This is a genomic window from Yaniella soli, assembly GCF_054782375.1.
The window spans coordinates 143,942-156,556 of sequence record NZ_BAAGSP010000001.1 but is presented as its reverse complement, the minus strand read 5'-3'; the positions used below and the strand labels follow the sequence as shown (position 1 = coordinate 156,556).

Genomic DNA, 12,615 nt, shown 5'->3' with positions numbered 1-12,615 from the left:
ATCTTTAGAAGCAGTCACGAGCTCTAGTCTAACGAGCGTGGGGCTTCATCGGAGCTTTTATCCACAGTGGCGTCATCCACGTCCTCTTCGTCATCGGATGCGTCAAAATTTTCAGGTTCGCTTTGATCCTCAGCGAGGTGATCGAAGTAGCCGGGCTGCATTGGGGTGCCGGTCAGGTAGGTAGATCTAGCGATGGCCATGGTGCCGACGGACGAAGTCGCCAGCTGAAGGAACAAAATGACGACCAGCCTTACGAGGTTTGGCCACGATGGCGTCAAGAGGAAAGCGCCGATCACGATCAACGAGATACCGAGTCCCGCGGCAGTTCCGACGGAGGAAATCCGCTGGTAGGTATCGGTGAATTTGAACAGCCCGAGAGCGGCCAGGGCGAAGATAACGACGCCGATCAGGATGAAGACGTTCCCGATCACGTCGAGCAACATGGTGATATTCATTAGCGGCGCCCCCTCGTGAGTGCTCGAGCCAATGAGACGGCAGAAAGGAATCCGACTACCGAGGCGACCAAAATAATGTCGAAGAAAAAATCGCCCGCGAGCAGTACGCCGATAATGGCCAACATCCCGGTAAATACGAACATGAGTAGGTCACCCGAGACTGCTCGATCAGCATCAACCGGTGCGGTAATAAGCCGAAAAGCCACCGCAATCATACATATTGCAAGGATGCCAAGCCCGATAACGAGTCCGAAGTTGAGGGCGGTCATGGTGTGGCCCTCCTGGAAACATGTCGGTCGGTTTGATTAAGATCTTTGCTGCTAAAACCTTTTCGTCGCATTGCGGCCAAGATGTGATTTTGCATGTCGATGGAGCCGTCGGCCACGCTCGCTGGATCAGCATCGTAGAGTGAATGGACGTAGATCCAACGGGTTCCGTCATCATCAATCTGAGTGCCGAGGGTCAGTGTGCCGGGAGTGATGGTGATCAGTGCAGACAGCATGGTGACTTCAGCGTCGGTACGGCAGTCGGTGCGCACTCGGGCGATACCGGGATGGGCGTCGAGTCCGGGGCTGGCGAGGTCTTTGAGGACGGCCCAGGAGGATGTGATGAGTTGACCGATGAACCAGATGATCAACCATATCCATCGTGGTAACCATGTGAGGGTTTTCACGGATTCATCACCGCCTGAACATATTCCGTGGTGTCATATAAGCCTTCTGCAGCGATCCCGGAGAGGGACAATAAGAACTGTCCTCCTATACCCAAGACTACGGTGATGATGGCAAGTGTCACTGCTGGAGCAGCGAGTGCGAAGTTAATGCGACGGGCTGGCACCGTTGACTCGTCGGTTTCAATAATTGTCTGTGTCCCGGACAGTGTGCTGACCTGGGCTCGTGTTGCTTCTGTTGCGAGTTCAGGTGTGTAGGACACTTCTTGGGCATACGGATCTCGCGTCTGAGATGTAATGACGGTACCGGATTTTGTGGCCTGGCTGCCGGAACCTTTCTCCCAGAACATCCCCGTCCATATTTTGAGCATGGAGAGCAGCGTGATCAGGGAGACAAACAACATGACCACTACGGCGGCGATTTCTCCGGCTTCAACTGCGCCCACAATGAGCATAAATTTCGCGACGAATCCTGAGAATGGAGGAATACCTGCCAGCGAGAGTGCGGCGATCATAAAGGCTACGCCAATAACCGGTTCGGTACGTGATATACCTCCGAGCGCGCCGATCACGCCACTGCCGTAGCGGACCTCGACCGCACCGGTGGACATGAACAGGGAGGCCTTGACGATCATGTGGTGCAGCAGATAGAAGATGCCAGCAGTCAGGCCGAGTTCGGTAAAGAGTGCGACACCCAGCAGGATATAGCCGATCTGCGAAACCATGTGGAAAGCCAGAATGGTACGCGTGGTTTTCTCACCAACGGCTCCGAATACACCAATCAGCATCGTGAGACTGAATAGCACCACTCCAATCCAGAGGAATCTGGTGTCACCACCGTAAACGACCGCGTAGATCCGATAGATAGCGTAAATAGCCACTTTGGTATGTAGACCGGAGAATAGTGCAGTGATGGCCGGTGAAGTACCCGGGTATGCTCGTGCCAGCCACCCGTGGACCGGTACAACTGACGCTTTGATAGCCAGCGCAAAGATAGTCACGGCGCCAGCAATGGCAACAGCACTATCGTGTTGTGCTTGTTCTGCCAGGATGGCGATGTTGACGGAACCTGCTGTTCCGTAGAGGAAGCCAACACCGACCATGTAGAGCGTCGATGTGAAAAGATTGAGCGTGACGTATAAGCGTGCACCGTGAATCCGGCGTACTGGCAGTTTTCGGTTGGCGCTTAGGACATATAACCCGTAGCTGGGAAGCAGCATGACTTCGAGAAATACGAATAAGTTGAATAAGTCAGCGGTCAGGAGCGCCCCATTGACCCCGGTACTGAGTAGCAGGACGAGTGGTGCGAAATATTGTGAATTTGCGGCCCGGGACGCATGAGCAAACCACATGCTCACAACTGTGAGCAGGAGCGTTACAGACAGCATGAGGGCTGTGAACATGTCTGCTACAAATGGAATGGCGACACCAACGGGCCAGTTGCCAACCTGGTGTGCGATCGCACCACCATCGGTCGACGAAAAGTGGTAAACCAACCCGAAAGCCCCGAGCAGCATGATGAGCATTGTTGAGATGCTGATGACTGCGTGGAGGCGGAGACGATGGCCTGTCATGACTAAAATTCCAGCAACAATCAGTGGTAGGCCAACAAACAACGGCAGGGCCGCTCCTACGATGTCGGGGCTCATGTGTTCTCCTGATTGTTGTGGCTCCGACGTGGTGTGCGCCGAACCCCGTCGGAGACGGATTCCGCTGCTACGTCGAGCTCTTCAATTTTCTTAGCGGTCTTGTCGCTTCGCTCCCCCGTTACAGCTAAGACAAGCATGAATACCGTGATAGAAAACGCGATCACAATCGCGGTCAGAACAAAAGCTTGAGGTAACGGGTCAGCCATAGCGGAGGGATCCGTTGAGGGGTGGAACGGTGCGGTCCGGCGATCTGAACCACCAGCAGAGAACAGGATGAGGTTGCCCGCATGTCCGAGGAGTATGAAGCCTAAAATGACCCGCAACATTTCTCGTTTGGTAAACAGATAGACAGCTCCGGCGGTGAGCAACCCGACGGTAATGGCCAGTGTCATAGTGTGGCCTCCCGGCGTGTCGTTGTGGTGCTAGCTTCGTCGTTGGCAGCCGTAGTGTTTCGTTCGTTGACGGGGCCGATGACCTCGATCACTTCCTCTAATCCGCGTTGTGTCCCGAGCATATTGAGGGCGCCGAGAATCACTCCAAGAACAGCGAAGTAGACCCCGAAGTCGAATATGAGTGAACTGTATATGGTGTAACCGAAGACTTCCCATTGAAGGGGTGCAAAGAAGGACCCTTCAAAGAATCCGATAAACCCGATTGCCGTACCAAGGACGATACCAACGCCGATGAGCAACATATAAGGCACCCGTATGGGTGCGGTTTCGTTATTTGGGGCCGCAAGGTAGAGCAGTGCGAAGGCAGCCCCAGCCACCAGTGCTGAGACGAATCCTCCGCCAGGATCGTTGTGACCACGGAATAACAGCAGGATACTCAAGGCAATTAGCACGGGCAGGGCAATTTTGGAGAACGCGCGAAGATAGACCGAGTTGTCGTGTGGATCGGAGATTGGCGAAGTGGAAAGTACCGGCGTCGTTCGAACCGCGTTCGGACGACGGGAGGATAGCAACGCTGCCATGGCAATACCAGCAACACCGAGTACGGTCAGTTCACCGAGCGTATCCAGTGCGCGGAACTCAACTAATATGACGTTGACCAGGTTGCTGCCACCGGTCACCTCAGTGCCATACTCCGTAAAGTACTGCGAAGGTTCTGACATACCGCGACGTCCGGTCAGGGCGTATGCTCCTGCAAACGCTGCAATACCTGCCCCGATCGCGGCGATGATCGCAGTCTTGGAGATCTGTTCTTTACGGCCGAAGGTCTTGGGCAAACGATGCAGCAACAACACCATCACGACCACGGTCAAGATCTCGACCATCAACTGCGTCAAGGCAACGTCCACGGACCCTAACGCGAAGAACCACAGGGTGACCGAGAAACCGACAGTGCCGACTACCACGATGGCCGCCACACGTGTTCTCGCGCGTATCGTGGTGATTACACCGACCGCGACAACAGCAACCAGCAGCCAATCCGTCCAACGGGTGAGGTTATCTCGTTGAGCGGGGAGATCATCAATCGTCATCCAACCGACCAGGGCCAGGACCACTAACAGCGCGGAGGGGACTACGAGGTGGCGGCCGGGGTTGAGCCCGGAGGTCCACGAGCTGACAACGGCTCCGCCGTCGATCGTGGCCTGACGGAGTTTTTCGACGGCGCCGAGGCCGGAAAAGGACAACGGCCGGGGCACCAGGAATGCTTCAAGGCGAGGTAGACTCCAGACAGCAATCGACCCAATAATGATGACGATCAGTGACAGCATAAGTGCCGGATTAATACCGTGCCACAACGCCAGCTCGACATTGTGCTGCGTGCCAATGGCTGCGGTTGCAGCGGCAGAGACAAGACCCGACAAGACAAACGGAACGACCCCAAGAACCAAAGACAAAGACGCGTTAACCGCCGGATAGCCCCAAAAGCTTATCGGTGCTTCATGGACTGCTTGCAGGTTCGCGCCACTACCACGCGGGGTATTGATCCAGTTTTGTGGCGAGCGATATTTTCCCATCGCGCCGAGCACGAAGCGCCCAGAGTAGGCAAACGTGGCAACGGCGGTCAGCACGGCTATACCGGTCAGTACCCACGGTAGTATGCCCGGAAGCGGTGCCTCCAGAAATGCTGCGAACAGCGACTCCTTCGACACAAAGCCCAGCAACGGCGGGAGCCCTGCCATAGAGGCTGCGCCTAGGATGATCACTGTTGTAGTAGCGGGCATGGCCATCTTGCGCACGGTTAGCATGCGCATATCTCGAGTCCCGGCTTCATGGTCGATCACACCGATCGAAAGGAAGAGCGCGGACTTGAACAGGGCATGTGCGATGGTGTGCAGTATGGCCGCGGTGATGGCAACTGGTGTGCCGATACCGATCAGCGCAACGAGGTAACCAAGCTGGGACATCGTCGAATAGGCCAGGAGTTCTTTGAGGTCATAGCGACGCAGCGCCGCAACGGCACCCATCAACGCGGTAATAAGCCCCGAACCGACCAACAACACGAGCCATAAAGTGTTCCCGGCCAAGACTGGTGAGAAGAGCAATAGTAGATAGATGCCGGCTTTGACCATGGCAGCGGCGTGTAGGTACGCCGAAACTGGTGAGATCGCCACCATAGAGTCTGGCAGCCAAGATTGAAACGGAAATTGCGCCGATTTAGTAAAGGCGGCAAGTACCACCGTGATGACCAGCCAGGTGACGATGGTTGGGTCTTCCCAGATGTCCGATCCAAGCACCTCAGTCACGACCGTTGTTCCAGCCGAGGCGATCATCACGGCCACTGCAGCTAACAGTGCGAGACCACCAAGAACCGTGACGAGCAGAGTCCTAACCGCAGGCTTCCTTGCATGTGAGCCCGAACGAGCAATCAGAAAGAACGATGCCAGCGTGGTAGCTTCCCACGCAACATACAGCACCATGAGGTCATTTGCCAAGACGAGAATTAGCATGGCCAAAGCGAACGACGACATCGACAGGTAAAAACTCGTGATCTTTGTCTTACCCAAGTACTTTGCTGAGTAGAACAGCACTCCGGCGCCGATAATCAATACCAGCAGACCAAAGACCAATGACAACCCGTTGAGACGCAGGTGGAACCCTACGTTGAAGAAATCTGGGATCCAAGGATAGTACTCAACGACTTCCCCACCCGATCCGATGAACGCCTGGATGAGCGTCCACGCTGCTGCCGCTAAGGGGAGCCATAGTAACCATCCGGCGTTTCTCCCAAACCAATGCGAAAGCGGAGCAGCGAGCACCACTGCGAGCAGTGTTAATACAACCGCCGTTAGGAGCACGGTGCTTCACCTCTTCGCAAGTATCTACACCAACTGACTTGGTTGCCTACTTGCGCGACATCGTTCGGCTAAAATGGCAAGAAATTGGTGCGCGGTTCCTTTGGCGCACCACACAATATTTACACAGTACACGCTACAGTTTCAAACTTGTGACAAGTGCAGACATGCGAGTTTTAACGCAAAAAACCGCGACGATATCGCGGTGAGAAGTACCCGAAGTGGGACTCGAACCCACACATCTTTCGATATTGCATTTTGAGTGCAACGCGTCTACCAATTCCGCCATTCGGGCTAGGCACCTGACCTATTTTACACGAGTTTTAAGAATTACCAAACGTAGGGTTTCTTCGTTCTGACGTAGTATAAAAGACTGAATCAACCGACTCCAACGACGACGCGAGGTCACGATGACTGCACCCGAAACCACTCAAGCGATGCGTATTGTGGTGGCAGAGGATGAAACGATTATCCGTTTGGATATCGTAGAAACGCTCACAGCACAAGGTTATGAGGTTGTAGGAGTAGCTGATAATGGTCAGCGTGCTGTTGAGATGGTGCACGAGCTCGCACCAGATGTAGTGCTGATGGATATTTCTATGCCGGTCATGGATGGAATTTCTGCGACACGTCAGATTTCTGAGCAGTCGTTGGCACCGGTTGTAATTCTGACCGCATTTTCACAACGGGATTTAATCGATCAGGCCACTCAAGCCGGCGCCATGAGCTATATCGTGAAGCCTTTTAGTGAAACAGATTTGGTCCCGGCTATCGAGCTGGCGAAGGCTCGTTATGAGCAGCTGGTTGCTCTGGAGGCCGAAGTATCGGATCTTTCAACCAGATTCGAAACTCGGAAAATGGTCGATCAGGCCAAAACTTTGTTGATGCACAAGTTGGAGATTACTGAGCCCGAAGCGTTTCGTTGGATTCAGAAAACGTCGATGGATCGGCGTTTAACTATGAAAGATGTTGCCCAGACTGTTCTTGAACAGTTGGGCAACCCTTCCTAAGTGACTACATCGGTGACCAGCCGGATACTTTGTCCCAGCGGTGCGCCGGTGGGGCTACAGCGGAGTCGGCCAAGGCGGGATCAATTTCAGCCGTGGTGGAGCCCATCCGGTGGACTTTGAGCATATTCGTGGATCCTGGTACTCCCGGCGGTGAGCCGGCAACCATAACCACGAGGTCATCGATCTCAGCCAGTCCTGCTTTGACGAGTTCGTGATCGATTTGCTCCGTCATCTGGTCCGTCGAATCTTTGAACGGCACCAAATTCGGTGTGACACCCCACGACAGACACAACATATTATTTGTCGTGTATGAATGCGTGAACGCGTAAATCGGCTGCGGAGCGCGCAGCCGTGAAAGTCGGCGGGCCGAGTCGCCAGACTGGGTGAACGTCACTAAGAATGGAATATGTAATGTTGCTGCAATATCGACTGCAGCTCGCGTGATCGCTCCCCCACGGGTACCTGGGCGGGTTCCCAAAGGTGGCATCCGTTCCAGTCCGTGCTCTTCAGTGGATTCAATGATGCTCGACATGGTCTGCACTGTGCGTACGGGGTATTTACCTACCGACGTCTCACCAGAGAGCATGACTGCGTCGGCTCCATCAAGGACAGCGTTGGCACAGTCGGAAGCTTCAGCACGTGTTGGGCGTGGGCTTTCGATCATAGATTCGAGCACTTGGGTTGCAACAATGACAGGCTTAGCCCAGCGACGTGCAAGATCGATGGCGTTCTTTTGTACCACCGGCACTTGCTCTAAGGGTAGTTCCACCCCGAGGTCACCGCGGGCGACCATGATGGCGTCAAAGGCGTCAATGATCTCTTGGAGGTTGTCGACGGCCTGTGGTTTCTCGAGTTTGGCGATCACGGGGATGCGGCGACCTTCTTCCTCCATGATCTTGTGCACCGGTTCAATATCAGCGCCACTGCGAACAAACGATAGCGCAACCATGTCGACGCCGAGTTTCAGCGCGAATCGTAGGTCTTCTTCGTCTTTTTCGGTCAGGGCAGGAATATTCACAGCAACACCCGGGAGGTTGATGCCCTTGTTATTCGATACTGTGCCGCCGATGACGACGTTGGTCACGACATCCGTGTCTGTGACCTCAATGGCCTGCAGCGCGATTTTGCCGTCGTCGATGAGTAGCTGGTCGCCTACTTCTACGTCGCCGGGCAGTCCCTTGAATGTGGTCGAGCAGATATCTTGGGTACCTTCAATGTCACGTGTCGTGATGGTGAAGGTGTCGCCGTCTTCTAGGAGATGGGGGCCGTCGGCGAATCGGCCAAGACGAATTTTGGGGCCCTGGAGGTCTGCAAACACGGCCACGGATTCATCTAGATCCGAAGCAGCCTGACGGATCGTTTTGAATGTGTTGGTGTGGACGGCATGGTCACCGTGACTGAAGTTGAGCCGAGCGACGTTGACGCCGGCTTTGAGGAGCTCACTAGTAGTTTTATATCCCTGAGTAGCAGGGCCAAAGGTTGCGACAATCTTCGCGTGTCTCATGCTCACCAGTCTATGGTTCCTCGTTTTGAATGTTAATGATTCGACGTTGACGTCCGGGATGACTTAGCTCATGGTGACGGTTTGTTCGTCTGGTCGTCATCGTTTGAGTTCTCGTTGTGCCCGGCAGTCTCCTCGTCATCATCCGCTGCCGCGGCCGTACCAGTGGCTGCGTGTCCTTCCCGATAGATCTTATCGGCTTCTGCTTTCTCTTCCGCCGTCTTGGGGCGCGTGATAATCGAATAGATCAACAGTGCGACGGCAATCAGGAACATGAGCACCGAGGTCCACGTGTTCGTGCGGGCCTCGATCCCAAGTATGTTCCAGATTTGTGCGTCATCCATACGGATGGACTCGATGGGGATACGTCCCAGGGTATACCAGACGATATAGGACCACAGCATCATGCCGTTACGCAGTTTGAAGCGTCGGTCGATGAGTAGTAGGACGGCAACGCCCAGGAGGTTCCAGACCGATTCGTAGAGGAATGTTGGGTGGAACAGCGTGTCTGCGGGCAGGTCTGCGGGGAAGTTGTAGTGGTCTGCTTCGACTTCGAGACCCCACGGCAGCGTGGTGGGTTCGCCGAAGAGTTCCTGGTTGAAGTAGTTCCCCCAACGCCCTACGGCTTGGGCTAAGAGAATACCGGGGGCGATCGCGTCGGCCATTGCTGGCATGCGGAGTCCATAGCGCCGGCACGCGAACCAGACGCCTAGCGCTCCACCGCCGATGGCGCCCCAAATGGCGATGCCACCTTCCCAGATGGCAAAGATTTTGGAGAGGTCACCGGTCCCGTCGTAGTTCGGGCCGAAGTACTGGTCTGGCACGGTGACCACGTGATACAGGCGCGCGCCGATGATGCCGAAGACGACGGCCCAGAGTCCGACGTCATACATCTGTTCTGATTTGCCACCCCGGGCTGCCCAGCGTTTCCCACCCAACCAGAAGGCCAGGACACCACCGAGAATGATGCACAACGCGTAGATGTGTATCTTGATGGGCCCGATCTCAAAACCATCTGTTGGTGGCGGTGGGATCGACGCGATCAGGGTGGCTGCATCGTACATAAGGTGATTGTCCTCGTGTTCTGGCGTTAGTTCTTGGGTGCCCCGGTAACGAGGTGACGGGTCAGCTCGCCTACTGCCTGTGGGCCGCCGTCACGGAGGGCTGCTACGAGTGCGGTACCTACGATAGCACCGTCGGCATATGTTCCGATTTCCGCAACGTGTTCGGGTTCTGAGATACCTAAACCGACGCAGACACGTGGTGCGCCAGCGTCGTGCGCACGTTGGACGACCCGTGCTGCGGCGTTGGAGACTTCACCTCGAGCGCCTGTGACGCCCATGACGGACACGGCGTAGACAAACCCGCGGGAGGAATCGACGGTCAATTTCACGCGCTCTTCCGAGGAGGACGGTGCGGTCAAAAAGATTCGGTCGAGACCGTATTTATCAGAGGCTTCGAACCATTCACTGGCTTCTTCTGGAACCAGGTCCGGGGTGACGAGCCCTGCTCCCCCGGATTCGGCGAAGCGGCGTGAGAATTCGTCGACGCCCATGCGGTCAACCAGATTCCAGTAGGTCATGATGACAACCGCCGCGTCAGTCCGGGCGGTGACTTCATTGACGATGTGGAATACGTCGGCGACGCGAAAACCGTTCTGTAAGGCTTGGCTGGTGGCTTGTTGGATTACTTCGCCGTCCATGACGGGATCTGAGTACGGCAAGCCGATCTCGATGATGTCGGCTCCGTTATTGCCAAGTTCAACGGCGGCTTCGATGGAGTCTTCGATGCTCGGATAACCGGCCGGTAGGTACCCGATAAATGCGGTGCGACCCTCGGATCGTGCCTGTTCGATCTTGTCGGAAGTGAGGGAACGAATCTGTTCAGTCATGCGGTTATTCTCCTAGCTCGGTGAGATCTTCGGGGACCATACCGAACCAGGTGGCGGCGGTACTGACGTCTTTATCGCCACGACCAGACAGCGATACGATGATGACTTTCTGGTTCTCAGCGGGGGTCTGCGCATCCACGACGCCTTCGGCTACCCACTCTGCTGCCAGCTGCTGTGCGCCTGCAACAGCGTGTGCTGATTCAATGGCTGGCATAATACCTTCGGTGCGTGTGAGCTGTTCGAACGCCTTCATGGCGTCGGCATCACTGACGGGACGGTAGCTCGCCCGTGCAGTGTCATGCAGAAACGCATGCTGTGGCCCGACACCTGGATAGTCCAGTCCGGCAGAAACTGAATGTGAATCAATGGTTTGGCCATCTTCGTCCTGCATCAGGTAGGTGCGTGCGCCGTGCAGTACCCCGACCCTACCCAGCGCAATGGGTGCGGCGTGTTTCCCGGTATCGAGTCCGGCTCCCCCGGCTTCCATACCGTAGAGACCAACTTCGGCATCGTCGAGAAAGCCGTGGAAGATACCGATGGCGTTGGAACCGCCGCCAACACAGGCAACAACGGCATCTGGGAGCTTACCGGCCTGGTCGATGGATTGTTGACGGGCTTCTTCACCGATGACCTGATGAAAGTAGCGCACCATTTCTGGGAATGGTGCCGGTCCAGTCACCGTCCCTAACAGGTAGTGCGTGGTATCGACGGAGGCCACCCAGTCGCGTAGAGCTTCATTGATGGCATCTTTGAGGGTACGTGCCCCGATGTTGACCGCTTTGACTTCGGCACCGAGCAGTTCCATACGGGCTACGTTGAGCGCTTGACGTTCGGTGTCTGCTTCTCCCATGTAGACGGTGCATTCCATACCGAACAGTGCTGCGGCCGTGGCGGTGGCCACGCCGTGTTGGCCTGCTCCGGTTTCTGCGATAAGTCGGGTTTTGCCCATGCGCTTTGCCAGCAGTGCTTGACCGATCACGTTATTAATTTTGTGGGACCCGGTGTGGTTGAGATCTTCCCGTTTGAGGAAGATGCGAACACCCGGGTAGTCCTTGGCAAAACGTGTGGCTTCGGTGAGCAGTGATGGCCTGTTGATGTAATTGGTATACAGGTCATTGAGTTCGTCGACGAACTCCGGGTCTTCGATTGCCTCACGGAAGGTTTCTTCGACTTCGCCTAAAGCAGCCATGAGCGATTCTGGCATCCATTGGCCACCATATGGACCGAAGTAAGGGCCGGGCAGTTGTTGGAAGTCACCCTCGTGTTCGTATGAACCGGGCGCTGGTCTATCCATTGGGGTGCTCATATGTGTCTTTCCAAATACGACAACCGCCCCGGCTTCTGTTCCGGGGCAGCATGATGTCTGGTGTTATGGGCGGCTAGCTTGACGAAAGTCGGTGATCGCTTGGGACGGTTCACCGTGACGAACGAGTGCTTCACCAACGAGTACTGCATCTGCACCTTGTGCAGCGTACATGGCAACATCTTGTGCTTCTTTGACACCCGATTCGGCAACCCGGATGACGGCATCCGGTAGTTGATCCGCGAGCGTTCCGTAGTGCGAAGTATCGACTTCTAGCGTTTTCAGGTTGCGCACATTGATACCAACGATCGGTGCTTCAACGGCGGCTGCTCGTTCGATTTCCTCGACAGTATGGGTTTCGACGAGCGCGTTCATGCCCAGTTCGTGAGTCAAAGCCAGATAGTCCCGTAATTGGGCATCATCAAGGGCTGCAACAATGAGCAGTACGATATCGGCGTCGTGAGCACGTGCTTCGTAAATCTGGTATTCGTCTACCGTGAAGTCTTTGCGCAGCAGTGGGACATCAACTCGTGCTCGGACGGCATCAAAATCAGCTAACGACCCATTGAAGCGGCGCTGTTCGGTCAACACCGAAATCGCAGCCGCACCTCCGGCGGCGTACTGTGCAGCCAATTCTGCCGGAGATTCTATATTGGAAAGCGGCCCGACTGAAGGTGACGCCCGCTTCACTTCAGCAATGATGCCGACGCCAGCTGGATTATCTCGTCCGCCTACCAGGGCAGCATGTGCGTCTCGGGCTGGTGACACTTCAGCGGCCAGCTGTTGCATTCGAGACGGTGACGTCGTCGCTTTGCGGGCACCCATGTCTTCGATGACGCCCTCAATAATGCTGTCGAGGACCGTACCGGTTGAGGAATGTGCTGGAATCATG

Annotated in this window: 12 protein-coding genes and 1 tRNA gene; 1 reads left to right on the top strand and 12 read right to left on the bottom strand. The window is 55.5% G+C overall.

Annotated features, from left to right (window positions below; translation table 11 throughout):
• Positions 1-23: 23 nt before the first annotated feature.
• From ACYVJT_RS00795 to ACYVJT_RS00765, 7 genes are all read right to left on the bottom strand, one after another.
• Complete coding sequence (locus ACYVJT_RS00795) at positions 24-455, bottom strand: cation:proton antiporter (RefSeq protein WP_343959014.1); 432 nt, start codon at positions 453-455, stop codon at positions 24-26.
• Positions 455-724, bottom strand: a complete 270-nt coding sequence (locus tag ACYVJT_RS00790) for an MrpF/PhaF family protein (RefSeq protein ID WP_343959016.1) — start codon at positions 722-724, stop codon at positions 455-457. Before ACYVJT_RS00790 ends, ACYVJT_RS00795 begins: the two co-directional genes overlap by 1 nt.
• On the bottom strand, positions 721-1,128 hold the full coding sequence (locus ACYVJT_RS00785) for a Na+/H+ antiporter subunit E (protein ID WP_343959018.1): 408 nt from the start codon (positions 1,126-1,128) through the stop codon (positions 721-723). Before ACYVJT_RS00785 ends, ACYVJT_RS00790 begins: the two co-directional genes overlap by 4 nt.
• A complete protein-coding gene (locus ACYVJT_RS00780) occupies positions 1,125-2,774 on the bottom strand; it encodes a monovalent cation/H+ antiporter subunit D family protein (protein WP_343959020.1) in 1,650 nt (549 codons plus the stop codon). The genes ACYVJT_RS00785 and ACYVJT_RS00780 overlap by 4 nt, the downstream gene beginning before the upstream one ends.
• A complete protein-coding gene (locus ACYVJT_RS00775; protein WP_343959022.1) occupies positions 2,771-3,166 on the bottom strand; it encodes a sodium:proton antiporter in 396 nt (131 codons plus the stop codon). Before ACYVJT_RS00775 ends, ACYVJT_RS00780 begins: the two co-directional genes overlap by 4 nt.
• Positions 3,163-6,021 (bottom strand): DUF4040 family protein, encoded by a 2,859-nt coding sequence (locus tag ACYVJT_RS00770; protein ID WP_343959024.1) that lies wholly within the window; start codon positions 6,019-6,021, stop codon positions 3,163-3,165. The genes ACYVJT_RS00775 and ACYVJT_RS00770 overlap by 4 nt, the downstream gene beginning before the upstream one ends.
• Before the next feature lie 210 nt (positions 6,022-6,231).
• A tRNA-Leu gene (locus ACYVJT_RS00765) sits at positions 6,232-6,313 on the bottom strand.
• Between the two features lie 115 nt (positions 6,314-6,428).
• On the opposite strand from ACYVJT_RS00765, the gene ACYVJT_RS00760 reads away from it, so the two are divergent.
• Positions 6,429-7,028 (top strand): ANTAR domain-containing response regulator, encoded by a 600-nt coding sequence (locus ACYVJT_RS00760; protein WP_343959026.1) that lies wholly within the window; start codon positions 6,429-6,431, stop codon positions 7,026-7,028.
• Between the two features lie 4 nt (positions 7,029-7,032).
• Here ACYVJT_RS00760 and pyk read toward each other — a convergent pair whose 3' ends face one another.
• The 5 genes from pyk to trpC form a co-directional block, all read right to left on the bottom strand.
• The gene (gene pyk, locus ACYVJT_RS00755; protein ID WP_343959028.1) at positions 7,033-8,532 is read right to left on the bottom strand and encodes a pyruvate kinase; all 1,500 of its coding nucleotides are present in this window, start codon (positions 8,530-8,532) and stop codon (positions 7,033-7,035) included.
• A gap of 68 nt (positions 8,533-8,600) precedes the next feature.
• Positions 8,601-9,593, bottom strand: a complete 993-nt coding sequence (lgt, locus tag ACYVJT_RS00750) for a prolipoprotein diacylglyceryl transferase (protein ID WP_343959030.1) — start codon at positions 9,591-9,593, stop codon at positions 8,601-8,603.
• Between the two features lie 26 nt (positions 9,594-9,619).
• A complete protein-coding gene (gene trpA, locus ACYVJT_RS00745) occupies positions 9,620-10,420 on the bottom strand; it encodes a tryptophan synthase subunit alpha (RefSeq protein ID WP_343959032.1) in 801 nt (266 codons plus the stop codon).
• A gap of 4 nt (positions 10,421-10,424) precedes the next feature.
• On the bottom strand, positions 10,425-11,726 hold the full coding sequence (trpB, locus tag ACYVJT_RS00740) for a tryptophan synthase subunit beta (RefSeq protein ID WP_343959035.1): 1,302 nt from the start codon (positions 11,724-11,726) through the stop codon (positions 10,425-10,427).
• A 63-nt stretch (positions 11,727-11,789) separates the two neighbouring features.
• Positions 11,790-12,614, bottom strand: a complete 825-nt coding sequence (trpC, locus tag ACYVJT_RS00735; RefSeq protein ID WP_343959037.1) for an indole-3-glycerol phosphate synthase TrpC — start codon at positions 12,612-12,614, stop codon at positions 11,790-11,792.
• Position 12,615: the final 1 nt, after the last annotated feature.